At 49.1% G+C, this 25,786-nt stretch carries 21 protein-coding genes and 1 pseudogene; 8 read left to right on the top strand and 14 right to left on the bottom strand.

The window, feature by feature from the left end; all coding sequences use genetic code 11:
* Positions 1-93: 93 nt before the first annotated feature.
* Positions 94-972, bottom strand: a complete 879-nt coding sequence (locus tag RAC65_RS12145; RefSeq protein WP_033742361.1) for a MurR/RpiR family transcriptional regulator — start codon at positions 970-972, stop codon at positions 94-96.
* Positions 973-1,462: 490 nt separating this feature from the next.
* Here RAC65_RS12145 and RAC65_RS12150 point away from each other — a divergent pair, with 490 nt between their 5' ends.
* Positions 1,463-3,592, top strand: coding sequence for a TonB-dependent siderophore receptor (locus RAC65_RS12150; protein WP_205959527.1), 2,130 nt, complete (start codon positions 1,463-1,465; stop codon positions 3,590-3,592).
* Complete coding sequence (locus RAC65_RS12155) at positions 3,579-4,712, top strand: ABC transporter substrate-binding protein (RefSeq protein WP_262960141.1); 1,134 nt, start codon at positions 3,579-3,581, stop codon at positions 4,710-4,712. The genes RAC65_RS12150 and RAC65_RS12155 overlap by 14 nt, the downstream gene beginning before the upstream one ends.
* A 48-nt stretch (positions 4,713-4,760) precedes the next feature.
* On the opposite strand, the gene RAC65_RS12160 is transcribed toward RAC65_RS12155, so the two are convergent.
* The 9 genes from RAC65_RS12160 to RAC65_RS12200 form a co-directional block, all read right to left on the bottom strand.
* Complete coding sequence (locus RAC65_RS12160) at positions 4,761-5,732, bottom strand: XdhC family protein (protein ID WP_262960142.1); 972 nt, start codon at positions 5,730-5,732, stop codon at positions 4,761-4,763.
* The gene (locus tag RAC65_RS12165) at positions 5,729-6,298 is read right to left on the bottom strand and encodes an NTP transferase domain-containing protein (RefSeq protein ID WP_039339532.1); all 570 of its coding nucleotides are present in this window, start codon (positions 6,296-6,298) and stop codon (positions 5,729-5,731) included. The genes RAC65_RS12160 and RAC65_RS12165 overlap by 4 nt, the downstream gene beginning before the upstream one ends.
* 22 nt (positions 6,299-6,320) lie before the next feature.
* Positions 6,321-8,660 (bottom strand): xanthine dehydrogenase family protein molybdopterin-binding subunit, encoded by a 2,340-nt coding sequence (locus RAC65_RS12170; RefSeq protein ID WP_262960143.1) that lies wholly within the window; start codon positions 8,658-8,660, stop codon positions 6,321-6,323.
* Positions 8,657-9,649, bottom strand: a complete 993-nt coding sequence (locus tag RAC65_RS12175; protein ID WP_262960144.1) for a xanthine dehydrogenase family protein subunit M — start codon at positions 9,647-9,649, stop codon at positions 8,657-8,659. The genes RAC65_RS12170 and RAC65_RS12175 overlap by 4 nt, the downstream gene beginning before the upstream one ends.
* Positions 9,646-10,134 carry a (2Fe-2S)-binding protein gene (locus RAC65_RS12180; protein WP_033742349.1) on the bottom strand — a complete coding sequence of 163 codons (489 nt, stop codon included), beginning with the start codon at positions 10,132-10,134 and terminating at the stop codon, positions 9,646-9,648. The genes RAC65_RS12175 and RAC65_RS12180 overlap by 4 nt, the downstream gene beginning before the upstream one ends.
* A gap of 223 nt (positions 10,135-10,357) precedes the next feature.
* Complete coding sequence (locus RAC65_RS12185) at positions 10,358-11,179, bottom strand: metal ABC transporter permease (protein ID WP_205951477.1); 822 nt, start codon at positions 11,177-11,179, stop codon at positions 10,358-10,360.
* Positions 11,180-11,181: 2 nt separating this feature from the next.
* On the bottom strand, positions 11,182-12,030 hold the full coding sequence (gene sitC / locus RAC65_RS12190; RefSeq protein ID WP_375096752.1) for an iron/manganese ABC transporter permease subunit SitC: 849 nt from the start codon (positions 12,028-12,030) through the stop codon (positions 11,182-11,184).
* Positions 12,027-12,845 carry a manganese/iron ABC transporter ATP-binding protein gene (locus tag RAC65_RS12195; RefSeq protein WP_058708871.1) on the bottom strand — a complete coding sequence of 273 codons (819 nt, stop codon included), beginning with the start codon at positions 12,843-12,845 and terminating at the stop codon, positions 12,027-12,029. The genes sitC and RAC65_RS12195 overlap by 4 nt, the downstream gene beginning before the upstream one ends.
* The gene (locus RAC65_RS12200; RefSeq protein ID WP_269750711.1) at positions 12,842-13,699 is read right to left on the bottom strand and encodes a metal ABC transporter substrate-binding protein; all 858 of its coding nucleotides are present in this window, start codon (positions 13,697-13,699) and stop codon (positions 12,842-12,844) included. The genes RAC65_RS12195 and RAC65_RS12200 overlap by 4 nt, the downstream gene beginning before the upstream one ends.
* 352 nt (positions 13,700-14,051) lie before the next feature.
* Here RAC65_RS12200 and RAC65_RS12205 point away from each other — a divergent pair, with 352 nt between their 5' ends.
* The 4 genes from RAC65_RS12205 to RAC65_RS12220 all read left to right on the top strand — a co-directional run bounded on the left by RAC65_RS12205 (position 14,052) and on the right by RAC65_RS12220 (position 15,682).
* Entirely contained in the window at positions 14,052-14,360 is a 309-nt protein-coding gene (locus RAC65_RS12205) for a hypothetical protein (RefSeq protein WP_240156271.1), read from the top strand.
* 227 nt (positions 14,361-14,587) lie between these two features.
* A complete protein-coding gene (gene ycgZ / locus RAC65_RS12210; protein WP_375096753.1) occupies positions 14,588-14,833 on the top strand; it encodes a regulatory protein YcgZ in 246 nt (81 codons plus the stop codon).
* A 164-nt stretch (positions 14,834-14,997) separates the two neighbouring features.
* On the top strand, positions 14,998-15,285 hold the full coding sequence (locus RAC65_RS12215) for a hypothetical protein (protein WP_033742341.1): 288 nt from the start codon (positions 14,998-15,000) through the stop codon (positions 15,283-15,285).
* Between the two features lie 142 nt (positions 15,286-15,427).
* Positions 15,428-15,682: a biofilm/acid-resistance regulator YmgB/AriR gene (locus tag RAC65_RS12220; RefSeq protein WP_058702503.1), complete on the top strand. Its 255-nt coding sequence runs from the start codon at positions 15,428-15,430 to the stop codon at positions 15,680-15,682.
* A 598-nt stretch (positions 15,683-16,280) separates the two neighbouring features.
* On the opposite strand, the gene RAC65_RS12225 is transcribed toward RAC65_RS12220, so the two are convergent.
* Entirely contained in the window at positions 16,281-17,006 is a 726-nt protein-coding gene (locus RAC65_RS12225; RefSeq protein WP_058702502.1) for a YoaK family protein, read from the bottom strand.
* A 320-nt stretch (positions 17,007-17,326) separates the two neighbouring features.
* Between RAC65_RS12225 and RAC65_RS12230 the strand changes: the two genes are divergently transcribed.
* Positions 17,327-17,659: a hypothetical protein gene (locus RAC65_RS12230; protein ID WP_058702500.1), complete on the top strand. Its 333-nt coding sequence runs from the start codon at positions 17,327-17,329 to the stop codon at positions 17,657-17,659.
* A gap of 22 nt (positions 17,660-17,681) precedes the next feature.
* Positions 17,682-18,052, top strand: a pseudogene (locus RAC65_RS12235) (RidA family protein).
* A gap of 2,521 nt (positions 18,053-20,573) precedes the next feature.
* Here the strand turns inward: RAC65_RS12235 and RAC65_RS12240 are convergent.
* The 3 genes from RAC65_RS12240 to RAC65_RS12250 all read right to left on the bottom strand — a co-directional run bounded on the left by RAC65_RS12240 (position 20,574) and on the right by RAC65_RS12250 (position 25,526).
* The gene (locus RAC65_RS12240; protein ID WP_006122021.1) at positions 20,574-21,545 is read right to left on the bottom strand and encodes a ParB family protein; all 972 of its coding nucleotides are present in this window, start codon (positions 21,543-21,545) and stop codon (positions 20,574-20,576) included.
* Positions 21,546-21,552: 7 nt separating this feature from the next.
* Complete coding sequence (locus RAC65_RS12245) at positions 21,553-22,752, bottom strand: AAA family ATPase (RefSeq protein ID WP_039339560.1); 1,200 nt, start codon at positions 22,750-22,752, stop codon at positions 21,553-21,555.
* Between the two features lie 1,844 nt (positions 22,753-24,596).
* On the bottom strand, positions 24,597-25,526 hold the full coding sequence (locus RAC65_RS12250; protein WP_006122024.1) for a RepB family plasmid replication initiator protein: 930 nt from the start codon (positions 25,524-25,526) through the stop codon (positions 24,597-24,599).
* Positions 25,527-25,786: the final 260 nt, after the last annotated feature.

Raw genomic sequence — 25,786 nt, forward strand, 5'->3', positions numbered from 1 at the left:
TCCAGGCGATGCAGGGTGAGCGAAAGCGTTAAGCTGCGCCAGCCATGTACTGGCTCAACTCTCCTCTTGTCGTGTGACATCTGAACGAAGGATTTATTTTTTTATGGCAGGCTTAAGACCACGGTAGAAATCCTGTAGCCGTTTCATGGTCTTAGTCGTACGATCTGGCAGGGAAGCGGCCACCGAGAGAATCAACATTTCAAGGCAAACCATCACTGTGCCGTGTAACGGGATGCGCCCTTTTTCCCCGCCGCGTGGCACGTCAATAACCACATCCGCTTCCCGGGCAAAGAAGGCGTCGGTCGCATGGGTGAGAAGAATTATCGGAATGCCCAGCCTTTTGGCCTCACGCACCACTGTTGTTCCTTCGCGATGTGCCGACTTTTGCGCCATCATGATCAGCACATCGCCCCGTTGCAGCGCCAGCATCTGTTCCGCCAGCGCAATACCTGAACGGTTAAGTGAGAAGGCCGGCAAACCGATGCGATTTAACAGGCGGGCGGTGTAGTCAGCCAGAATACCCGAGGCGTTAATCCCGAAAACGGCCACCTGGCGGGCTTCACTCAGTAACCCCGTCGCTTCGGCCAGCGCCTGGCGGTTTTGCTCAGAGGCCAGTACCTGACACGCATGGAGATGCCCCTGCAATACGAAGTCTATCGACGACGAAACATCCCGCGTCATAGCATTGACGGTGCTCAGCATTTTCTCTTCTGAAGAGAGGCCGGGACCAAACCAGGCCTGAAGGACGTTTTTCAAATCGCGCAGTCCTGAAAAACCCAGTGCCTGAATGGCGCGAATCACGGTCGCATCCGATGTGTTGTTCGCGCGGGCGATATCCATGGCAGTGCTGTCCAGAACCGTTTCCCGGTTGGTGTGAAGATAATGTGCAACAGCCAGCAGGCGGGGTGAGAGTTGCTGTTCCCGCGAACGCAAACGCTCGCCCAATATATCTGTACGACTTCTGGCCTGCATCAAGGAAGCCTGTCACGCTGATTACTGTTAAAAACACCGATGAGATGAAACACTCTCACGCCCCCGTTAAATCCTGAACGATAATGTGTGAACCTGACAGGGTAATCCCCTTCGACGATACTGTTCTTGCTTCGCCTGCGCTAAGCATGTCCCGCACGGCTGTAGTCAGCAAGCCTTTTCTCCCTCACGAACAGCAAGGTTATGCTTCTTCCCATGGATACACTTCACCAGAATAAGTTTTTTAATTCATTAAAATTAATGACTTAACAATATAAAAACAGTTAAATCATCGTTAATACACTCTCCTGGAAATGTAGTAAAAATAAATGTTTTTATATTTACTACTACATCACTCAATGGTTGAATGATTCTCAATTACAAAACAGTCTACCAGGACGGACGCAAAAACCTCCGCCTGAAGGCGAAAAAACCCCACGTTTAACGTGGCCTTTACGTTTATTTTGTTTTTGATGATCAGCGAAAAAATATAATGAAAACACGTCCAGGCGAGAGTAAGAACCTCAGATTTCAGCAGGCTTTAATAGTGGCGATCTGTTCCAGCGCCTGGCTTCCGGCCGGTAACAGCCTTGCCGCCACCGGGGATGATACCGTCACCGTCACCAGCGATGCTGACCGTGAAGAGGGCTATGCAGCCACCACCAGCAGCGTTGGCAGTAAAATGCCGACGGCGCGTCTCGACGAGGCCCAGTCTGTCAGTACCGTGACACAACAGCAGCTTGATGATTATCAGGTCAGCAATCTGAGCGATGCGATGCGCTTCGTCAGTGGTGTTGCGGAAGCCAACACGTTGGCAGGAACAGAGGACGGTTTCGTTCGCCGTGGCTTCGGTAGCAATTCTGATGGCTCGATATATCGCGATGGTATACGAAGCAGCCAGGGGTTAAATCTGGATGCGACCACGGAGCGGGTTGAGGTACTCAAGGGATCGGCATCTCTGCTCTATGGCATTCAAAATCCGGGCGGTATCATCAATGTCATCAGCAAAAAACCACGCTATTCATGGCAGTCTTCCGTCAGTGGGCGCTACGCAAGTGAAGGTGGTGGAGCCGGTACGCTCGATGTCACCGGCCCGCTGGGTAATGGTTTTGCTTTCAGGCTCATCGCAGAGAAGCAGCGTCAGGATTACTGGCGCAATTTTGGCAGTGATGCGCATTCTCTGCTCGCACCGTCATTGCAATGGTACGGTGAGAAAGCCAGCCTGTTGGTCAGCTACAGCGACTATCGTTATGACATTCCTTACGATCGCGGTACCGCTTTTATTAATGGCGCACCACTCGATGTCGGTTACAAACAGCGACTGGATGACAAAGCGAATCATGCCTGGGGACGTAATCAGGCACTGAACGCGCATTACGACTGGCAGTTCAACGACAGCTGGAGCACGCGCCTGACGCTTGGCTGGAATCAGCGCCGTTATGACAATAACGAAGTTCGGGTCACGGCGATTAATCCTGCTACCGGCGTGGTTACCCGGCGGGCCGATGCCAATCGCGGATTTAATCAGCAAACCAAATATCTGTCATGGGACGTCCTGGGGAATCCGGAGATATTCGGCATGGCGCATGCGCTGGTCTTCGGTACGGATTATGAAATGAACCAGACGTACCGGGCGCACCAGTATCAGGGCAAAAATGACCGCCGCTTTAACTACCTCAACCCCACTTATGACCTGCTGTCACCGGTAACCGACAGCACAACCGAAAATACGGCAAATGCTAACAACCTTAACCGTATCCACAGCCGTTCGGTCTATTTAAAAGACAGTATTTCGCTTACTCCAGACTGGATTGCGGTCATTGGCGGACGTTATCAACATTACGAACAACGCGCGTCAAAAGGATTTAATCCGGTCGTTGAAACGCTGAATGATGAGGGAAATACCTTCCTGCCACAAACCGGGCTGATTTATAAAATCACACCGGATGTTTCGCTCTATGCCAGCATGAGTAAATCGTTCACTCCGTCGACGGATGTCGATGATGAAGGAAACGTCAGTAAGCCTGAGCAGGGCACCACCTGGGAGGTTGGCAGCAAATGGCAACTCTCTCCGCGCCTCTTCGCCTCGCTGGCGCTGTACAGAATCGATGAAAAGCGGATGACACTGAACATCAACGGTACTAACCGTCCGATCAACAAGGCGCGCTCGCAGGGCGTTGAGGTTGAGCTTAATGGTGAAGTGGTCCAGGACTGGGATGTCAGTGCCAGTTACAGCTATGACAACGCTGAAATTGTCGATGACCGGATTAACCCGGCGAATAATGGCAATCGCTTACAGAACGCACCAGAGCAGTCCGGTGCGCTTTACCTGAGCCATAATCTGATCGTCAGCAACGTGCCCGGTGATTTTCGTGTCGGCGGCGGCGCCCGCTATGTTGGCAGTCGTGCTGGCGATCCTGACAACAGTTTCACCTTACCGGATTATGTCGTAGCGGACAGCTTTATTGCCTGGAACAACGCGTTGCTGGGCAAGAAAACACAGATACGACTGAATCTGAATAACCTGTTTAATAAACACTATTACACGTCGAGCGGCGGAAACCTGCGCGTACGTGAAGGTGAAACCCGCAACCTGATGGTACAAGCCCGTGTTGAATTCTGATTTCTGTAAGCGCAGCCTGCTACGAACGCTCCTGCTGTTGGCTGTCACCTTCAGTAGCCTGGGCTGGGGCAAAACCATCACCGATATCAACGGCGATAAGGTCACCGTTCCCGATCATCCTGTGCGTATTGTGCTGGGCGAAAGCCGGATGCTTTACACCTACGCACTGCTGGAACCCGGCAACCCTTTCAAAAGGCTGGTCGGCTGGCCCGAGGATCTGAAAAAGTACGATCGTCAGACATGGGATATTTTCGCGCGTCAGTTTCCTGAAATGCAGCATATCGCGTCATTAGGTCAGGAGGGATCAAATGACATCAACCCTGAGAAGGTGATCGCATTACAACCCGATGTGGTAATTTTGCCGGCACTGACGCGCAGCAGTGAGGCCGGACAACGGCTGGAGCGCGTCCTGAAATCCGCGCATATCCCGGTCGTGAAAATCGACCTGCGGGTGCATCTCCTTGAAAATACGACCCGCAGCGTAGCTATTCTGGGAGAGGTGCTCGATCAGGGTGAGCGAGCCTCGGCTTTTAATGCGTTTTATCAGCAACATATGCAGACCCTTGCGCAGCGCCTCGCTCAGTTTCGCGGGAAGAAGCCCACCGTACTTCTGCAGTTGCATCTGGGACGTCGAAATGAATGCTGTGTGACGTCGGTAAACGGCAGCCTTGGTGAGATACTGGCGTTTGCCGGCGGCGAAAACATTGCCAGCAAAACGGTTTCCGGCGTTTTCGGCCGGTTGAATGAAGAAACGGTGATTGCGTCAAATCCGGACTTCTATTTTGCAACGGGCAGCGGCGATCGTAATGATACGTCCGATCTGCGTATTGGCCCTGCCATCACGCAGGCTGAAACGCGCGCCTCGCTGCGGCAACTGACCGCGCAACAAACGGGCCTGAAGTCGTTGCGGGCGTTGCAGGACGGCCACGCGGCGGCCCTGTGGCATAATTTTTACCTCAGCCCCTGGCACGTTGTCGCGGCAGAATTTTTTGCCAAAACGCTTCATCCCGCGCTCTTTAACGATATTGATCCTGAAAAAACGCTGCGCCAGCTGTTTACTGATTTTCTGCCGGTTCCGTATTCCGGCACCTATTTCTGTCAGCTAACACCCAATACCTGATCACGGATTGTCCGGCGGCGTAATGGTGACGCCGGACAACGCAACGTCTTAACAGTGATTTTTTACCCGTACGATGTCGGCCATGACAGACAGCGCGATTTCCGCGGGGGTTTTACTTCCGATAGCCAGACCAACAGGCGCAATGATCCGTGCGAGCTCATCGTTATCCAACCCTGCAATGGTCTGTAAACGCGTCTTGCGCCTGGCCGTATTTTTAGCCGACCCCATAATGCCAATGTAAAACGCATGAGTGTTGACCGCTTCCATCATGGTTAGCTCATCTATGCGCGGATCGTGAGTTAATGAGACGATGGCTACCGCAGCATGCGCACCGTTGAGCTCCAGCCAGCGCGCGGGATGCTGAGGGACGATCGTAATCGTATCCTGGCCCGTAAAATGACCTTCCAGCTCACTTAACATCTCTGAGCGATGCTCACATACCCGAACATGAAAGCCCAGGATGTGTGCCAGCCGGATGCACTCAAAGGCCACGGTAGAGTAACCTGCCACCAGCAATTCCGGGACGGCACCAACCGGTAACACGACCTCTGGATGCTGATAACGAAGCACCGGCAGCGCCGCCGTCATCGCCATAGTTTGCCAGGTGGCACGTTTGCTCACAGTGACCGTTTTGAGCAGTCGTGTTTTGCCACGCAACGCCTGATGCATCGCTTGTAACATCTGGCCGCTGTCGTTATCGGCAACCAAATATTCCACCAGCACGTCGAGGCTACCGCCACAGGGCAACTGCACCTGCGTTTGCCTTCCGTCTTCACCATAACGGACAACCTGACTGTGGATGCGGTAATGCCCCTCAGCCAGCCGTGCCAGAAAGTCTTCTTCTATACAGCCGCCGGAAAGCGAGCCGCATCCTTCTCCACTGTCACTGATCACCATCATCGTGCCAGGTGCGCGCGGTGAAGAGCCCCAGGTCTGCAACACAGTGCACAGCCAGACGGCCCGTCCCGCATGATGCCAGCCTAATGCCGTTTCAATCACTCGTTGATCTAACGTCATCATGGGCTGCACCTCATTCGCCGTAAATCATCCGGATAATCAACATCCTCCAGGCAACCGCGATCCCGAAGTGGCACGTAATGTACAGGATGATGTTGTAACAGTTGCTGCGCACCAGTATCACCGGTCAGCTGGCGCAGCGCGGGGAAAAAAGCGGCCGAAAAACCCACAGGATGACCAGCACGGTCGTCAACCCAGGGACGCACCAGCGGATACGTGCTTAACGCCCTGTTTACCGCCCTGTAGCTTGCAGCGGTAAGCCACGGCATATCGCCCAGCGCCACGATCACGCCATCATAATCCGTGCAGGCACTGACGCCCGCCGCTATCGACTCGCCCAGCCCGGCGCTGGCACACAACACCCGCACCGCATCACCTAGCAGAGAATGAATGGCCACGTCTTCGGGACGCGATACCACGACCACCTCCATTCCGCTCGCCCTCGCCTGATCAAGCGTATGTTTCAGCACGGCTTTGCCATTCCACGCCGTCAGTAGCTTATGTTCGCCACTGGCATGCCGAAACCGGCGGCCCATCCCTGCCGCCGTTAATACAATGGCCGTTTTCATCTCAGCGCGTTCCTTCGCATGTTTAGAGAATCTTATCCAGCGTGATGGGCAGATCGCGGACCCGCTTGCCCGTAGCATGGTAAACCGCGTTACTGATCGCGGCCGCCACGCCCACGATGCCCAGTTCACCAACCGTTTTGCCGCCCATCCGGGTCGCTTTATAATCCGGCAGGCCAACATCAATCGTGGTAATCGCCGGGATATCCGCGTTCACGGGAATCAGATAATCGGCAAGATTGTTGTTCAGCACTCTGCCGTTGCGCGGATCGATAATGCCTTCCTCAAGCAAGGCCTGTCCCACGCCCATAATCATGCCGCCAACCCACTGACTGCGGGCCAGTTTGGGATTATAAAGCCGGCCGCTGTCAAACGCCGCGACCATACGTTTGATCCGGATGGTGCCAAAGTCCTCGTCCACTCTCACTTCGACAAACTGTGCACTCCAGCTGTGTGCGGAGACGTCTTCCGGGCGGCTCATTTCACCCAGGCTACCGGTCACACTGTCCCGTTCCTCGGCAGACATATCCGCAGAGAACGTGCCGCCTTCGACGCACAGCACGGATGCGTTCGTCAGGCTGACCAGTGCACCAAAAGAAACAGTCTGAGAAGGGTTAGCGGTAACACAAATCGCCCCGTTCGCCAGGCTGAGTTCATGCGGAGGGATGCCTTTCAGAGGCGAGCCCGTTAATTCGCTTGCGAGCGTGACTAGGCGCGCGCGCATTTTTTTGGCGGTGTCATCAACCGCAGCCGTCAGGTTTCCTGCCAGCTGAGAGCCCCCCGCAACGCCGGCTCGTGGCAGTTGCGTATCGCCCAGTTCAACTTCAATGCAGTGTGAATCTATTCCTAGGATATCAGCGGCGGTTTGCGCCAGAATCGTGTACGTCCCGGTGCCGATGTCAGCTCCCGCGCACTGCACAACAATCTGCCCCTGAGAGGAAAGCAGGATTTTTGCCTCAGCCGGCATGGTATTAACCGGATACGTGCCCGATGCCATGCCCCAGCCAATTAATTCACGCCCTTCGCGCATCGAACGAGGCGCCATAATGCGTTTATCCCAACCGAAGGCTTCCGCCCCTTTTTCATAGGCTTCTTTCAGACGACGTGAACTCCAGGGCAACCCCAACTGATAATCGTGATCTGCCCAGTTGCGTAAGCGAAAGGCCAGCGGATCGAGATTTAGCGCATAAGCCATTTCATCCATCGCCACCTCAAGCCCGAATGCGCTGGGATTCTCACCCGGTGCGCGCATCCAGCCTGGCGTGACGGTATTGATGGGCCTGACCTGGTGCTGCGCCGAGAGATTTTCAATGGCGTACATGCGCCCCGTCACCTTACTGCAGTTTTCAGCGAAGACATCAATCAGTGACGTTTCACTGAAGCTGCGCAAAATCACCGACTGAATTTTCCCGTCGCGTGTCGCTCCCATCTCCAGCTGCTGTGAGGTGGCAGGACGCCCCCCCAAGCCGGTGAAGGTTTGTGGCCGCGTCAGTGACACCCGAACCGGACGATTAAGCGCGCGCGAGGCCACGCAGGCCAGCGCTACGTGCGTATAAGGCACCGGCTTAGAGCCAAAACCTCCCCCCACATAAGGCGAGATGACGTGAACATCTTTTGGCGAGATCCCCATCCATTCGGCGATTTCAACCTGCGCCCCTGCCACCCACTGGCTGGGTTCCCAGACGGTTATGCGGCCCTGCTCCCAGTGTGCAATACAGGCATGGGGCTCCATCGGCATGTTATATTCGCGTGGCGTGGTATAACGCTGATTAATCCGCACGTCTGCACGTTCCATGGCGGCCTGAGCCTCACCTAAATCGATGTCCTGCTTTGTAGTCGGCTTAGGCTCCACCCCTTCATCCGTCGCCGAGATCAGAGCAGGCGTCGTCTCATAGTGGATATCGACCAGGGAAGCGGCATAAGTTGCCTGTTCAAATGTCTCTGCTACGACCAGGCCAATGTTCTGACCATTGTGAATAATCACATCGTCCTGAATGGGCGTATAGGTTGTCTGCGCCGCACCGCCATCAGCGATAGCCGTCGGCTTATTGATTCTGAGTGAATTAAGATGTGTATAAACGGCAATCACACCTGTCGCACGTTCCGCTTTGGCCGTATCGATATGTGAGATGCGGCCACTGGCAATTGTCGATTGCAGGACGACGCCATGCAGCACGCGGTCGGGCTTATGCTCTACAGCATAACGGGCTTTTCCCGTGACTTTGACCTTGCCCTCACCGCGGGTTCGCGGTGTGCCAAGACCGGAAGGGCTGGCAGCGGCGCGACGGTGAGGATTGACGCTTTGCTTATCCGCGGACAGCACATCGTTGTCGGACCGCGCCAAGCCGTTGTTATGTTTTGTCATGCCTGCTCCCCCGCAGCCAGCAGCGCGCGGGCAATCACGCGCGGCGTTAACGTTATTTTGTAAGCGTTGTGCGCCAGCGCGCGCGTTTCCTGAGTGATTAACTCTGCGGCCTTATACAGGCTTTGCTCCTCAAACCGCTGTCCGGTTAACGCATGCTCCACATGACGGGCACGCCAGGGCTTGGTTGCGACACCACCTAACGCGATATGAACGGTCTCTATCCGTCCCTGCGCAAGCGTTAATCCCACGGCCGCACTCGCGCTGGCGAATTCGTAAGAAGTCCGATCGCGTACTTTCAGGTAATGGGACTGTTTTAATGCTAAGGAACGGGGAATCTCGATGGCGACGATAATTTCATCGGGTTGTAAGGCGTGCTCATGCTGCGGCGTCTCGCCGGGCAACAGAAAAAAGTCGTCAACCGGAATGCGCCGCATATCCTGATGGCTGTTTTGGACAATAATCGTCGCGTCAAAGGCCGTCAGCGCGACGGCCAGATCACCAGGATAGACCGCCACACATTGTTCACTGCCGCCCAGAATGGCGTGACTCGCATTGATGCCGTGCAGCGCTGCACATCCGGAACCCGGCGTGCGTTTATTGCAGGCGGAAAAGGTGGCCGGATCGCGGTAATAGGCGCAACGGGTACGCTGGCAGAGATTGCCGCCGATGGTTGCCATATTGCGGATTTGAGGCGACGCCGCCTGCCACAGACTGCCATACAGCGCGGGGGCCAGGGCCTCACAATCAGGATGACTGGCCAGTTCACTCATGGTGACCAGCGCCCCAATGGTGATTTTATCGTCGCCGAATTCGAGCGTTGACAGATCCGACAAGCCGGCAATATCGGTGAGGAGTGAGGGAGTCAGTACGCCACATTTCATCAAATCAAGTTGCGTCGTTCCGCCCGCGATAAGCTGATTGTCAGCGTGCTGTTTAGCGCCTGCTGCATCCGTTACTGACCGGGCAACCTGCCAGCGAAATTCGTTCATCGTACGTCCTCCGCCATTTCAGCTGCAGCCTGCTTTATCGCATCAATGATAAAAGGATACGCGCCACATCGGCAGAGATTACCGCTCATGTATTCACGAATCTCGTCGTCTGAGCCTGTATGACCTTCTTTAATACAGGCGACCGCAGACATAATCTGCCCGGGCGTGCAGTAGCCGCACTGAAAACCGTCATGTTCAATAAAACAGCGCTGTACCGGGTGCAGCTCACCCGATGCCTGTTCCAGACCTTCAATCGTGGTGACGGCTTTTTCTTGCGTCTGAACAGCCAGCGTCAGGCAACTCAGGACACGCTGACCGTTCACCAGCACTGTACAGGCGCCGCACTGGCCCTGATCGCATCCTTTTTTAGTGCCGGTCAGATCAAGATGATCGCGCAGTGCATCTAATAATGTGACGCGAGGATCGACCGTTAACTGCCGGGTCTCACCATTGACCTGCATCGTGAGTGGTATTTTTTCTGACATTATCTGTTTCCCATGGTTGCAGGGCCGGTTACGTGATATGAGGCTTATCGCTAACGGGCGAAATTAAAAACGTGAAGCGCGGATAACCCTGATGTTTACATGCGTATGTCCGTCATTAGGTTTAGCACTTATTTTTCGGGTCGGAGATAAAAACAAGAAGAATGTCTGCTGTGCTTGACGCTGACCGTCCAGACAAGGGTGACGGTCAGCGAAACAGCGAAGATTAATGGGCAGGTAAACGTGGGCCTTTAACGTGCGCGATCAACAAACTGATCATAAAAACGAAAGCGAATAAGACAACGATGGTCGGTGCTGGGGCACTGTCGATAAAAAATGACAAATATACACCGCTGAGCGATACCATTACGGAAATGAGAGCGGCCAGAATCAACGCATGTGAAAAACGACGTGTCAGTAAGACAGCAATCGCGCCGGGCGCAATAAACAAAGAAATGGAAAGAATGATGCCCACCGCTTTTAACGTCGCCACAATCGTCAGAGAAACCATGGCTAACAAGCCATAATGCAGCCAGCGCACCGCCAGGCCACAAGCCCGCGCCTGCTGGACATCGAAACTGAATACCATCAGGTCACGCCATTTCAGGATAACAAGTATTACCACTGTCGCAGCCATCGCCCCTGTCTGAATAATGTCATCACGGCTGATTCCCAGCATATCGCCAAAGAGAATATGGTCGAGATGAATCGCGGGTTTTAACGCAACAAACATAATCAGGCCGGTGGCAAACATGCCCGAAAAAACAATCCCCAGTACCGTATCCTGTTTGATTCTGCTGTTATCTTTAAGATAGCCGCTGGCAATCGCGCAGAAAAAACCCGCGCTGAAAGCGCCTGTGGCAAGTGGTAATGACAGCATCCATGCCAGCACAACACCGGGAAACACGGCATGGCTCATGGCATCCCCCATCAGCGCCCACCCTTTCAGAACCAGAAAGACAGACAACAGCGCACAGGGAATAGCAACGATACAGGCAATTAACAGGGCGTGGTTCATAAAACCAAACTGAAAAGGTTCAAGCCACATCATCATATCTCCTGCATCCGGCGACGCCGATGGTTCGCGAGTAAACCGTGCTTAGGTGCAAACACAAAAGCCAGCAGAAACAGCAACGTCTGGGCCACCACAATGATTCCTCCTGTCGCACCATCGAGATAATAACTTGCCCAGGCACCCGCAAAGCTGGTCAGGCTGCCGATGGCGACAGCAATAGCCAGTAAACGTGGAAAGCGATCGGTCAGCAGCCATGCGGTTGCGCCCGGTGTTACCACCAGACTGATTACTAAAAAAGCCCCAACCGTTTGTAATGCCGCAACGGTTGAAACTGCAAGTAAGGTGAAAAACAGTATCTTGAGCCGTCCCGGCTGTAACCCCACGGCGCGAGCATGGTTCTCATCGAAGAAAGCCACCATTAAATCTTTCCATTTGAAAAATAAAATCGTGGCAGACGTGATCCCGATAACGGCCAACTGAACAATATCCGCGGGGGCGATAGCCAGAATATTGCCCAGTATGATGGTTTGAATATTCACCGACAGGGGATTCAGTGAAACCATAAACAGCCCTAACCCAAAAAACGAAGAAAATACCAGACCAATAATGGCATCTTCTTTTAAACGTGTACGCTGATTCAGCACTAGCATGTTCCCCGCCGCTAATCCCCCCGACAGGAATGCACCAAAGGCAAACGGAAGCCCCAGCATGTACGCGCCTGCCACGCCCGGCACGATAGCGTGCGACAGCGCATCGCCGATAAGCGACCAGCCTTTTAGCATCAGGTAGCATGAAAGAAAGGCACACAATCCACCCACCATTGCGGCAATCCACATGGCATTCAACATATATTGATAACTGAAGGGTTCAAATAATAGCGTCATGGCTGACCTCGTACTGAACGCCTGTCAGGCGATGCGGGTAAAAGAGGCTTATCATCCATGACCTCACGCAGCTCACCCTCAACCATCGCATGGCGAAGTACACCGCTAAATGCCCGTTCGAGATTTGCCTGTGTAAAGGTGGTGCGCGTCGGCCCACTGGCCAGAACGGTACCTTTGACCATCACGGTGTAGTCACAAAACGCCATCACCGAACTGAGGTTGTGCGTTGAGACCAGCAGGGTTTTCCCTTCATCGCGCAGTTCACGCAACAGACTAATGATTTTGGCTTCGGTTTTTACATCGACGCCTGTAAAAGGTTCGTCCAGTAAAATTACCTCTCCCTGCTGAGCAATGGCCCGGGCGAGAAAGACACGTTTTTTCTGACCGCCTGAGAGCTCGCCGATTTGCCGCTCCCGGTATTCGAGCATATCTACCCGTCCGAGCGCAGCCATGACTTTGTCACGATCCTGTTGTCTGGGCCTGCGCATCAGACCCATGTGACCATAACGCCCCATCATGACAACATCCTCAACCCGGACAGGAAAAGACCAGTCGACCTCTTCTGCCTGCGGCACATAAGCCACCAGACTACGGCGTAAGGCCTGTCGCGTTGTCATACCGAGGATACTGACCGTACCTGCACGGACAGGAACGAACCCCATCAGCGCTTTAAAAAGCGTTGATTTCCCCGAGCCATTGACGCCAAGCAATGCGGCAATAGAACCGGCTGGCACGCAAAAACTGGCCTTGTCGAGGGCAATATGGCCATTGCGGTAGATTACCGAGAGGTCAGAAACATCAATTGTCGGCGTCATTGTTTTTTCATCCCATCATTAATGCCTTTCACCAATGTCTGAGTGGTGACCTTAAGTAAGTCCAGATACGTTGGTACGGGTCCACTGGCGGTACTGAGAGAATCGACATACAGAACGCCGCCATAGTGCGCCTGTGTTTCACGTGCTACCTGACGAGCCGGTTTATCCGATACGGTGCTTTCACTGAAAATAACGGGAATGGCATGTTTCTTCATCTGGTCAATAACCTGGCGTACCTGTTGAGGCGTCCCCTGCTGATCGGCATTGACAGGCCAGAGATAACGTTCTTTAAGCCCCAAATCGCGCGCAAGGTAGGAAAATGCCCCCTCGCTGGTCACGAGCCATCGTTTGTTCTCAGGGATGTCGGCGATTTGTTTTCGGAAAGGCTCAAGCGATGCGATGATTTTCTGCTTATAGGCAGCGGCGTTCTGTGCATAGATCTGGGCATTGGTCGGATCATATTTACTCAGCGCGTCACGAATATTGTCGACATAGATAAGTGCATTATCGGGCGACATCCACGCATGAGGATTGGGTTTGCCATTGTAAGGCCCCTCCCCTATCCCCATGGGCTCGATTCCGGCAGAAACGACAACGTCAGGTACGCCTTTCAGGTGCTGATAAAAGCGCTGGAACCATAGCTCAAGATTCAGGCCGTTAGCCATCACCAGTTGCGCCCCCTGAGCCCGCTTTATGTCTCCGGGCGTCGGCTGATAATCATGAATTTCGGCTCCGGGCTTAGTGATGGATGTTACTTCAGCCGCCTCCCCCGCCACATTTTTTGCCATATCGGCAATGACGGTAAATGTCGTTACAACTTTAAATTTTTCAGCGGCATGGCTGTTTGTTGTCATTGCAACACCGAGCATGACACTCAGCGCGGTTATCCAATACCTTTTAAACCTGTTCATCGTACTGTCCTCAGCTTAATGCGCAAATATAGCTCGTGCTAACTTGTATAGCACAAGCTATAAATCAGGGACAGAAACACTTTGTGAAGTTTTTTAATGAAATGAATGGAAGTTTCATTTTTTCTGACAGGAGATATGTAATTCGTTATTTTAAAGAGTAAAAAATAGATCCACCCCTCTCCAGCTAATGCAGATTTTCTGTCTAAACAGGTGCAGTGAGTTCGTGTAAGCGTACAAACAGCGCTGTACGGTAAGGCGGATTGTATTCTTTGCTAAAATTACGAATGTGGAACACATGCCAAAGGAGGTTATTTTGCTACTTTCACAACAGTATCTGACTAACACTATCATTGGCGAGGCTGCTCTGAACCTGATAGCAATTAATCAGGACGTAAGTGTTGAGTCCCTGGTGGATGAGCTCAGGGTAATGAAAGAATCTGAAGTTGATGAAAAACGACTTCTGCAACTGGCCGATGCAACAAAGTGGCTCATGGGATTCAGAAAAATCGGTGCACGCTCGTCTGCCGGCACAGGCTGGTCTGCACGCAAGCACCCTTTTTCAGCGTCTTCTGACAATGACTATGATGATATTTTCTTTAAATAGTAATAAGCTTGTTTTTCATCCCTGTTGGTGGGAAACAAGCTGAACCGTACGCCATAATTGTTAAAAAAGTTTAAACGCCAACCTCTATAACCCTCTGTTTTACCTCAATTAGCATTTTTTGCACAAAAATATTCCTTCAAGATCATCAAAATTCTGTACAAGTTTTTAAAACATGTATAACTTTCGCTTAGCGGCGAGGTATATTTTAACCACTTGAGGATATGAGCATGCGTCAGAACGGACATGCACCGGATAATGCCAGCGACATTGCCCGTTATTTTAACCAGGCCAGCCAGCCCTCTCAGCAGGAAACATTGGGCGAAATTGTTGTGGAACTCCTGCGCGCTGGTCAAACGCTCTCTCGTAAAGCTATATGCAGTAAACTTCTCCATCGTCTTGATGGGTGCGCTTCATCAGAACAACAGCAGCATTATCAGGCCCTGATTGGTTTGCTGTTTAGCCGTGAAGGCTGATAAATTTTGCATTAATCGTTAATTCGTTTTTAAAGTAAATTCTGATCGGACAGTACTGCGTTTAGTCACAGGGAGTGTACTGTCCACAGCTGACGCGGGAAGGTTAGCTGTCCCCGTCATCGTGACCGGACTATGGCCACACATTCGTAATCAGAGAAGCCAGTATGTACAGAAGTGAAGAAGAAAAAATAACGGATGTGATGATAGGTGAGGCCGTGCTGACCTTACTCAAGTCCGAAAGTCCGATTTCCAGCAATGCATTAATTGCCCAGCTTGAGGTGATGGCGGGCGAAACGGAAGATGCAACACGACTGCGTGCGATTAAAGTTGCCATCGTTGAAGTGCAAAAAGGAATGGCTTCTGCAAACAGTCGTCGAAGAGTGGATCTTTCCGAACGTGATAAGCACCGTTTAAACAATGATGGTCCGCCTGAAGGTTCTAAAAAGCACTGAGCTTAATGTTTGTGGCTGGTCATTCGGCGATGATGCGGTGTGATTGCAGACAGGTAAGTTACCTGATTAACCCTGATAAATAATAATACTGTCGGCTGACTTCCTGCTATTCAACTGACAATTTTCTTAGAGAATTGAGACTATGCAACAGAGCACATCAGATTTAGCCATCATCGAATTTTTCCGCAGTGAAGGCGATCACCTCGCCAAAGAAACTGAATTGCTTGGTCGGGTAATCAGAAATATTGTCAGCGATGAGAAACGCGTGACAAATAAAGCTATCATTCTTTACCTAATTGCTGAACTTGAGTGCACTTACGATGCAACTCAGACAGAACTGTTACGCAACACACTGGAGATTGTCGTAGGCCGTACTCCGGACGACGCAGGCATTTAATGTTCATGCCAGGAAATGAAATCATTAGCATTTCCTGGCTCCCCCTACCCTGCAACACCTTGATATAGCCATAAACATTAATGCATTTTACGCGCAAAAAAATGGATGGCGCGCTTGCAAAGAAGTTTAACTCTCTTATCACCGCTGTCCTGACTCATACGAAATAGTGCATCTGTAATTTGATGAAACTGCACGGGCTCGCCCCTCTTTAAAAGCTCACTGACTACTTCTCCAATCAACGCACGAATATCGTTGTCCTCATGGTTATTCACATAACCTCCAACTGGTGTATATATATTCAGACTAACATTTTTATAATGTTAAAAACAAAGAAGATTACCGAAATATAATGTAAGCGAAGCGGTAGTATTGCGTTATGATCTTGATTTCCTTCCGGGTTATATCTTTTTGAATTAATATACTTGGCAAAATTTCCTTCCCCGAATAAGTTGACAAAATACGACATTAAGTAAATTTATATTTCATGACACGGCAGAATAAGAAGAAAATTTAATGAGGCCTACGTTAGTGCTGAGGGTTAGCTTTCGGGTGATATCAAAGACAGGGCAGCTTAATCGCTGCCCAATGAAATGAGATGTTAAAACTTCCTTGCATTATTTAAGGCGATGAGGATTGCACTTGTTGCAAGGATGATCAGAAAAATACCTAATGCAATCATCGCATTGAATGCATAAGCTTTAAAAATAATTAACCCGACTATACAGCCCGACAAAAATGAAAAAACGGTAGTCAGGTGTGTGTGTAACTGCTTTTGAGCAAAACGTCTGTCGCAGGGCTCGGCACGAGAAACAAAAGATGACACGTACGTTCCGAGTGCAATACCGGCATCTGTAAGCGTCCCTGTGATATGGGTTGATCTGACACGGCCGTTCGAGAGTTGGGTTGACGTCGCATTATGCACTCCCATCAGGAATGCCAGTATCAATAAGACCTCATCATTATAGCTGGGAGAATAGAAAAGTTTTTCGAAAACCGAAGCAAGCGTGAGCGCTATCCCTTCAGCCAGAATGATCAGACAAAAAACCGTTCTGATTTTTCGCCTTTCTCCAGCTATGATAAAAAATCTTGCCGCTGTACATCCAATAACAAACGCCGCGATTAACCCGGCAAGGAATGTCAAACTGTCAAAATCTGACGTAAAAACTTCAGTAGAAATTTGAGAGGTGTTTCCGCTCATATGTGATGGGAAAAAACCAAATGCGCCAAGCGCCATCGCATTCAGTATCCCGGCGGTTGTGGCTAATGCCAGAGCAAGATAACGGTCTTCTGTATGTGAACGCAACTTCTTCTTTTTTATCAGCACCCGATTCCCCTACTGTTTTTACACCATTGATGATTTTACTTTTATACATTTTTATCATAGTAGAGTTTAAAAAACGCAGCGCTAAATACAGACAAATCTGCATGGGTAAACTGTTAATTGTATTGATATTTATGTGCTTTATGGGAATCGTGGTTACATGTAAAAAATTAAAAAGACTTTTCAGATTTTTTTACGCATCAGCAAAAATTTTCTTTGCATCCCTTTTTCTGATGTATTTAACACTGCTGCCAATTTATGGCAGGATACGCCCCCTGAATTAATCCTTCACAAGCCATATGTAAGATTTTCAAGGTCAAGTCATGAAAAGAAGTCACCGTAAATTTATTATTCCTGTGGTTATTATATTTGTTTGTCTGGCCTGGTGGCTCATCCCACATTATGATGCTGAACACGAGGCTTATTATGTTTCAGTGCTTTGCGCGGTGCCCCAGCAAAATGAACAACAGTTATACAAAGCAATGCGCACTGTCATTGAAGGCAGTAATTCTGACTATGCATTGCAAAAAATTCATTTTATTCCCGGACTGGCCAAACGCGTTATCGCTAAGTGGAAAAATCTGACGCCAGAGCAGCAGCGACAGGCCGCCAGCCACGACAGTCAGTGCCGACAGTTGATCACGACCAATAAATGATTACGCAAAAGGACACTTAATCATGCTGCAACGTAAAAATTACGCTGCGCTGGGTCAGATAACAGCGCCATATGTTCACGCCGTCAGCCATAATGGAACACTGTATGTTTCAGGCCTCACGGTACACGGCACCTCAGCAGGCCAGCATGACATAGCTGCTCAGGCGGAGGCGATATTTGATCAGCTTGAAGTTATTACCCACGCTGAGCAAACGTCGTTACAAAATTTGATCAAGGTGACCATTTTATTACCTCGTTTGTTGATATCGATTCGCTTCGAAAGGTGCTGTTCAAACGCTATGGGAGTGATCTTCCGGCCAGCTCACTGGTTCAGGTCAGCGCCCTCTTTGCACCTGAATTGTTGATTGAAATTGAGGCGGTCATTGCACTTTAAGAAAAGTTCGCCCTGCCCTTTTCATATGAGTAATATCACCAACTGGTAAGAACATGCTTTACGCACAGCATGTTCTTAATGTATTTCCATCTCCCATCCTTTTCTGACTTCACATCATTTCAGATAAGTGCGGTACATGTTTGCTCTGCACGTTGACGTGGTATTCCTCTTATGGCGCCGGCTTTTATACTTTCCCCTCCTGGCTATCTGGTTTTCAGGCATGCTCAACGCGAAAGATGCTGGCTGGCTATTAACATTGCAGCGATCGCGCTTGTATTCATACTGACGAAAGCTTTTTGACATGCCATACAGATATGCAACATTGTCGTTGCTATATGAATAACAAACCGAGTGGCTGACGTTTCGCAGCTCGCTTATCAATCTGTCGCATACCTGTCATAACCAGAATTGCGGTTTATCTGCATAAGGCTTTCTCATTCAGACAAACTGGCTGTGCCTGTCAAAAGGAACCTGATTAATTAATTCGTATTTCGCGTGGGCCTTCGTAAAAGGGATTCATTCAGAAACCCATGACATGTGAATTTCAGCCTGAAATCGCCAAAGAGAATCACTGACTACAGTGAATGTTTGAGTATTCACTGTAGTCAGTTCGCGTGAACAGATGACTGCGTTATTGGCACGCTTATTCTAGAAACAGATAAAAAGGACGGCTAACAGCGATGCTGCGGCGATGTTAAGATCGAAGCTAGTGGCAGCTCTAGACCACTTGATATTAAGGTCATTGAGCCGGCCTGAAAGACAAGCGCGCTGAACATGAATCACGGACAGCAATACGGGTACCGCAGGCTTGCGATATGCAGCAAGCCGCTAAAATGTCACGGTCATCTTAACTGGACGCGCATTTTATAGTGTCGTGATTTATTAATTTTAACTTTTACCCGATTTCGCTTTGCGGCCTTCCGGATTATATTAATTCTGAATTTCTTCAATAACGATGCGAGTCAGTTTCAGCGTGATGAGTTGTAAACATTGACTCAGGCGCGTAACCGCATTCACGGCTTAGCTTTTAGCTTCCGCCCGGAAAGGTTGACGACCAAATTTCAGCCTGAAATCGCCAAACTCATTTTGCTCACTGATTACAGTGAACATGCAGCAGGTGTTCACTGTAATCAGTAATTAGTAATTAGTAATTAGTAATTAGTAATTAGTAATCAACTGCATTTTTACATATGGCCGCTTCAGACTAAGCGAGAGATCTGATGTCATTGCCATACTCATCCCAGGCTGCGCACCGCGCCGTCAGTAAACGGCATATTCCTGACTAACAGCGGTACCAATGCGTGGCAAGTGATTCACTGTAATCTGTAGTGTGAAGCATCGGCAAGCGTCAAAGCCTGAGCAACATGCTCAGGGCACCAGAATACTGATTACAGTGAATTCAATATTAAAATCTGAGCTCCCATCGCTTTGTCCTTTTGAACATGATTAGCCGGAGCAGATGTAATAAGCCTTTCTTCGTTTTCAAAAAGTGAGATTAAAGCCAATGATTGTGTCACCTGTATTCTGGTGCCTGAAACGTTTTGCGGCCGATTCAACAGCAATGATACTGACGCAACACGCAGGCTTAAGCGGTTTTATTAATACAACGAGAATTTGCATCATCATTCACAGCGCCTTACAGAAAAAGGGGTGATATCATTTGTCTCACCTTTCCTCACTCGCTGGCCCCAGTCCTGCAGTGTGCGGGCGACTACAGGCTTCACTTTTAAAGAAAGGAGGGATGAGGGCGCTAATCAGCGTGTGAGAGAGATTCGGGCAAAATCGTGATGGTGCCATGCATTGACAACTTTGGCTTACTCATTACCAAATACTTTCCCGTTAGCACATCATCATACAGAGTGATTTATCCATCACAGCCTTAGTTATCCACTTTTTCTGTGGATAACTAAGGGATATTTTCTGTATATCGTCATTATTGATAATTTTATTGTTTATCAGATTTTCTCGCGGCAAATAAGTTTAGTGAGGATACGGTGTCAGCTCATATCGATGAGGTTTACATTGCTGGCAGTTTTAGAAAAATTTCAGGGTGAAATCGCCAAAATAAAAGCTATATAATACAAGCATATATAAGAGAAAATCGCAAATTTATCGCCGTTATAGCGTAACATCAAAGCATTCTATCACTCCTTCAAACTTTCCTTTTAGTACGAACAGTCGAGAGACAGCACGAAGAGCTGATAAAAGCGTAAGCGGTTGAACAAATATCATCCATAAGATGATTATAAGACCGGATTTCTGAACGTCAGGCTTTCATTACAGTCTTAAAGATCATGCACCATTTCGACCAGCACAACCAAGACCCGAAACAGAATTTCGGGCGAAATTTTACGGCGCTGAGATTAAAAAGAACTTATTTTTCAATATATTAATATCGGAAAGGAAGACTATTAAATGGCGATTTCAGCCTGAAATTGCGAGTGTAAATAGCAGCATAAACAAAGCAGGAAGGGAGGAAAGAAACCAGGCAAAGGCTATTTGCCTGGTCAGGGTTAGACGCTCATCGTGTCATGAATTTTTTCAGGGTTTCTGAGATCACTTTATCCAGCTCATCCTGCAGCTCTTTAGACTGGCGATTAAATTCATAACTGAACATCCTTCCTCGCGTTTTTTTACGCGCAAAACGATCTTTATCTGCGAAAGACCACAGCGCAATGGCAGTGGTTTTGTCTTTTTCGGGCTCTTTAATCAACGTCTGGCTGCCCTGACGGATTAAGCGAAGAATATTATTCTTTAGCTCATCTTCAGCTAAATTTTCACGCGCTCTGACCACATCGATTTCAGCAGAAATCGCATTAATCAATGCGTCAACTGATTGCCCTGTTTCACTGAGCTTGTCTGAAGCCTGGAGCAGAGCTTTATAATCAGGATAAGTCAGTTCAGATTGATTGGGGAAAAGCGAAATCAGATCGGCAGGCACACTCGCCGCCTGTAATGCACGGGTCACTTTAGCCTGAGACAGCCCCTGATTTTCAGCTATTTCTTTTTGTGAAAGTCCGCCTTCTTTAAGCGCAAGCAAACGCATGCCGACTTCACGTAAATTATGTTCGCGCGCCGTCTGTATATCCTGAGCAAGCTTGCGTGCCTCATCGGACGTGATTGCAGCATCGGTAACCAACACATCAAGACCGGTTTTACAGTGCAACGCTGCGGCCCGTCGCCTTGAACCATCCAGTATCTCAATACGTTCGTCCTGCATGATGCCAATGGCAGGAAAAAACTGCTGGAGTTTGATGGTACGAATAATGTCGCGTAATGAATCAGGTGTAAGACCAGACTGGTCGCGACCATTGGTTTCCATATTTACGAAGGTTTTAGCAGCCACTTCGCTGGCAGGTATATGATTAAACCTGAACACGGCGCGTTTCCCCGTCGAAAGCACAAAGGTTTGTGAGGGGAGTTCAGAGGATTTTTCGGTAGTTAACGGCGTCTGGCTGAAGGTTCGACCAATCGTTATTCTTTTTGCACTCATAAAAACCTCAGTTCAGGCGAATAAATTCGATGCGGTCAAAAACCGCTTTTGCAAAATCTTCAGCGGCAGAACGCGCATTTTTTAGCGCTTCGCTGCTGCCCACATAGGTGGATGGATTAGCAGATATAACGGTGTCAAATGACTCTCCACAGCGTTCAAAACCATCCAGTCGCGGAAGCGTTGCATCTAACATATCGCCGCCAAAAATTTCTTTAGCAAGACTATGACACAGCTTATGGTCAGCTTTATTCGAGAGTTTCGACATAAAGCCGATATTTCCCTGAAGGCGACACTCTGCCCCCGATTCTTCAATGATGCCAATCAACTCAGGTAAACGCGTCAGATATTTGAGAGTGGAATGAAAATCCACCTGTGCAGGCGGCACCGGCGTCATCAGAAGATCAGAAGCAGCAATCGCGTTTTTTAAAAAGGCATCCAGATGGGGACCACTGTCGATGAAGATAAAGTCGTAATCTTTTTTGAGTTTTGAGACAACATTGTCATAAAGCACTGAATGGACATTCTGTCCTGGAAGATGCGTGGCACAGAGCTCATCCCAGCTAGATGCAATAAACGCATCATCGATGGAGGCGGGCAGCACATCCACGCCCGGAATGATGGACGATACGATAAACTCATTCACCAGCTCGTCACGACTCACGTTCTGTAGCATGGCCTGCGCGGCCGTAGCCTCAACCAAACCGACTGAGCGTTCATGATTTAAAAACATGGTGGCTGAGGATTGTGGGTCAAGATCGATAACCAGAATGCGCAGGTCTTCATAGAGCAGGTGAGGGTGAGCGCGAAGCGCATGCGCCAGAGAAACTGTCGAAACGGTTTTAGATACGCCGCCTTTTAAATTTCCGACAAACAACGTAAAGGCTTCAGGATGGCGATCACGGTATTTCGGTACGCCGCGATGGTGATAGATATCAATGATATTCTGTATGGACATGGCGTATTTGACCGAACTTCCCGCAGCACGCTTATCAAACTGGTAGCCACTTTCTTCCATCTCATTGACAGCATAATCCACACTGGCGCGGGTTAATTTTGGCAGTTTAGCCAGCGCAGCCTTCGCATAAATCTGATAATAACTGTTTTCCTGTAACTCAAGCTTTTGCGCCTGAATTTGTTCAGTAAGGCTCAATAGCATCCGTTCAGAACGCTGAGCAACTTTCATGACCTGACTGTCATCGTTAGCCATACTTACTCCAGATATGTAGGATTTACGACTTTATACCTAAATCCTGCACATCGGGCAAGAATTTATCTTATAAACGCTATCCTGTGTTTAATGCTGAACTTATGATTTATGTGACGCTATACACATAATTTACTGTAATAAGCATCTGCGATGCGTTCAGGAGTGGACTATACAGGAGGATGAACTTAATCCGTCTCGCCCATACAGCTGGACAAAAATACCGTGAGGCTATCTTCGCTCGGTTTATACAGGAAAAGTAGAACGTCAGTACGTACAACGAGAAGCGAACATTCACTGTAATCAGTAAAGCCCGCCGATCACATGGGCGCAAAACTGCGTAGCAAAGGGTCAGCAGCTACTGCGCTTGTGGCGTCACTGCTGGCGGATGTATTTAACGGGCATCTGACCAGCAGGTGCCTTTTAACCTGTATTCGTTCACTGTAATCAGTAAAAGATTCACTGTATTCAGTAGCGGATGAGCGCCGAGCGTGTGGCCAGAATCAGGATGACAGACAGCCAAAACAGCACAGCAGGTGATTCAGCATCAATATCTATTACTTAGACTCAGCAGGGGCGTTCTGGACCCATCCTGTGTTCACTGAAGCAAGCTGTGTCTCAATGCTAACTCTCTAAAAATCAGACAGAGCGAACATATACATCCGCAATGTTCACTATAATCAGTATCCCTTCCAGTTGCCTGCAGATGAAAAGCCTGACCACAGAGATGCCGCTATTTGCCACACGACTTGCTTCTGTCGCAACAGATGTGGAAAGGCATCGACTAAAACATTCACTGTAATCAGTAAGTGATGCCGGGCCAGCTTTGAGGCCGGACCTGGCGATAAAGGCGTAGCGATACAGACCGTGACGAGCCTTTAGCGAAAAATAAACAGGGAAGGGGAATGACGTAAACATTCACTGTAATCAGAAGCAGAAACCCCATACCAGCGTGGCAGTCTTTGTTGTCGGGTAGAGAAGTCCGGAAGAGGTTTCATCAGCCCGCCCCCCTGAATATTCACTGTAATCAGTAACACATGCAGCCTTCAGAAGGAGAAAATGCTCATGGCATCATGCTGGAAGGCTATAAGAATGATACGCTTCCCTGTAACATTCACTGTAATCAGTAAACGCCCTGTTCTGAATCAGCCTCTGCCTGACATTGTGGTCCATCCATGACACGTCGATAGCATTCACTGGAATCAGTAAACGTAGCTGCTGCCGTCAGTAATCTGGATCTAACTTCGGAACGTTCACTGTAATCAGCAGGAACCTTGTGACGAACAGAGGACAGATTCACTGGAATCAGTAAATGCATTTTGTCGGCTTAACCCGTCATAACATTCACTGTAATCAGCGTTACCACTAACCCTGTCACTTTTTTACTGTGATTGTTTATTAATGCCAACGTGTTCAACCCTGCGTTGTCTAACCCAAAAAAAATACAAATAAAATCAATTAATTAACGACAATATTCACTATAATCAGTTATATCATTCTCCACAAACGTTCACTGTAATCAGTGAAAGGCAGGGCGCGAATAAACGCAGCCAGTATTCACTGTAATCAGCAAGGCGAGGCAAAAAAGGATAAGCAGAAAATTAATAAAATAATAGTAAGCGCACACTTACTTATAAGTCATTGAAATAATATTAAAATAAAATCAGATGGCAGACGTTCCAACAGCATAACTTCAGCGGCGTTACTGACTATAGTGAATGCTGCTGATTACAGTGAATGATTGTAGGTAAGGAGTGAAAGAAGTGTATTAACAGGCGTAGAGTGTCACTTTTTCGTTAAAAGTGACACTGCAACGCAAAACTTACTGATTACAGTAAATGCGCGCGCTATTCTTCAAATTCAATGTCTTCAAGGGTATCAATGCCTTCAAGATTGCCGATACCATCCAGTTTAGGCGTTCTGCTGTGGATAATGAAAAACACAGAGCGTCCGCGTTTGACTTCAGAATAGTCGAGATAGCCAATCTCTTTAAGCTGCTCCATTGCGCGTCGCACAACGTGGTTCTGCGTCGTAATTTTAGATCCTAAATTCAGGCGCATACGCAGGCGTGCCAGTGATATAGGCGCAGGGTTGGTGGGAAGGCTCTCAAGGAACGTATAGAGCGCCTGAGCCGATTCTTTACGTTTCAGACGGGAGATGGCGCGTAGCTGAAGTAAAACCTTGTGATCGAAGTTATAGAGCTCAAAAAGCTTGGGATCAGCTTGTATGCGAACAATATCTTTTTCACGATCATAGTAGGCAGACTGAACAAGGTGCGTGTGATAGGCCTTACCGTTTCCTTCAAAGGACAGCGTATTGGTCGCAATTCGCCGTAGGGATGCATCAAGCCGCTTACGTAAGGCAGCAGAAGAGTTTGCTGATGGTATTCCACACATTTTAACGAAATCGATAAAGGGCAGCGTGACCGTATCGCCCTGAGTAGGATAACGCGAAAAAGACTGGATGATGCCTGCCCATGTCTTGAAATCATTATCCATATCCAGCCTGGCACCGGTGATGGTAATCTTTTCATACCCTTCCGCTTTCACCAGCGAGAGGTTTTTAAGTTCTTTCGTCGCATCCGTGGACGCCATCGCGCCTGAAATCCCGCGCGCGGTGGATTTAAGCGTTGGTACAAACAGTCCCAGTCGCATCAAGGCAACAGGCTGAACAGTGTTATTTTTATTGGGATGAAGCTGAATAACTTCACCGCTGTTTTTAGTCACAGACAGAAAAGGCTCTAGTAACGCTTTGTTTTCACTATCTTTATCTGCCATGGGATAAGATCTTCATTCTGTGGATGAAAAGGATCGTTTTCTGATTACAGTGAACATTAGCACTGATTATAGTGAACTTTCTACAGTGTGTAGTGAATAAAGTACTGATTACAGTGAATAGTTTGCTGATTACAGTGAACACCAACCCCCTCTCAGCCCTTGTGTGGTGCGGCCTGCAGCGATCGGGGATCTCTTTGGATCTATTATGGATCTCTCTATGATCGTTATATAGGAACTATTCACTGTATAAGTGGATAACT

It is taken from the genome of Pantoea sp. BS_8, from assembly GCF_041954965.1.
Taxonomy (GTDB): Bacteria; Pseudomonadota; Gammaproteobacteria; order Enterobacterales; family Enterobacteriaceae; genus Pantoea; species Pantoea stewartii.

Coding starts and splice junctions, on each gene's coding strand:
- RAC65_RS12145 (WP_033742361.1), bottom strand. CDS start 972: ATGCAGGCCAGAAGTCGTACAGATATATTGGGCGAGCGTTTGCGTTCG.
- RAC65_RS12150 (WP_205959527.1), top strand. CDS start 1,463: ATGAAAACACGTCCAGGCGAGAGTAAGAACCTCAGATTTCAGCAGGCT.
- RAC65_RS12160 (WP_262960142.1), bottom strand. CDS start 5,732: ATGATGACGTTAGATCAACGAGTGATTGAAACGGCATTAGGCTGGCAT.
- RAC65_RS12165 (WP_039339532.1), bottom strand. CDS start 6,298: ATGAAAACGGCCATTGTATTAACGGCGGCAGGGATGGGCCGCCGGTTT.
- RAC65_RS12170 (WP_262960143.1), bottom strand. CDS start 8,660: ATGACAAAACATAACAACGGCTTGGCGCGGTCCGACAACGATGTGCTG.
- RAC65_RS12175 (WP_262960144.1), bottom strand. CDS start 9,649: ATGAACGAATTTCGCTGGCAGGTTGCCCGGTCAGTAACGGATGCAGCA.
- RAC65_RS12180 (WP_033742349.1), bottom strand. CDS start 10,134: ATGTCAGAAAAAATACCACTCACGATGCAGGTCAATGGTGAGACCCGG.
- RAC65_RS12185 (WP_205951477.1), bottom strand. CDS start 11,179: ATGTGGCTTGAACCTTTTCAGTTTGGTTTTATGAACCACGCCCTGTTA.
- sitC (WP_375096752.1), bottom strand. CDS start 12,030: ATGACGCTATTATTTGAACCCTTCAGTTATCAATATATGTTGAATGCC.
- RAC65_RS12195 (WP_058708871.1), bottom strand. CDS start 12,845: ATGACGCCGACAATTGATGTTTCTGACCTCTCGGTAATCTACCGCAAT.
- RAC65_RS12200 (WP_269750711.1), bottom strand. CDS start 13,699: ATGACAACAAACAGCCATGCCGCTGAAAAATTTAAAGTTGTAACGACA.
- RAC65_RS12205 (WP_240156271.1), top strand. CDS start 14,052: ATGCCAAAGGAGGTTATTTTGCTACTTTCACAACAGTATCTGACTAAC.
- ycgZ (WP_375096753.1), top strand. CDS start 14,588: ATGCGTCAGAACGGACATGCACCGGATAATGCCAGCGACATTGCCCGT.
- RAC65_RS12215 (WP_033742341.1), top strand. CDS start 14,998: ATGTACAGAAGTGAAGAAGAAAAAATAACGGATGTGATGATAGGTGAG.
- RAC65_RS12220 (WP_058702503.1), top strand. CDS start 15,428: ATGCAACAGAGCACATCAGATTTAGCCATCATCGAATTTTTCCGCAGT.
- RAC65_RS12230 (WP_058702500.1), top strand. CDS start 17,327: ATGAAAAGAAGTCACCGTAAATTTATTATTCCTGTGGTTATTATATTT.
- RAC65_RS12240 (WP_006122021.1), bottom strand. CDS start 21,545: ATGAGTGCAAAAAGAATAACGATTGGTCGAACCTTCAGCCAGACGCCG.
- RAC65_RS12245 (WP_039339560.1), bottom strand. CDS start 22,752: ATGGCTAACGATGACAGTCAGGTCATGAAAGTTGCTCAGCGTTCTGAA.
- RAC65_RS12250 (WP_006122024.1), bottom strand. CDS start 25,526: ATGGCAGATAAAGATAGTGAAAACAAAGCGTTACTAGAGCCTTTTCTG.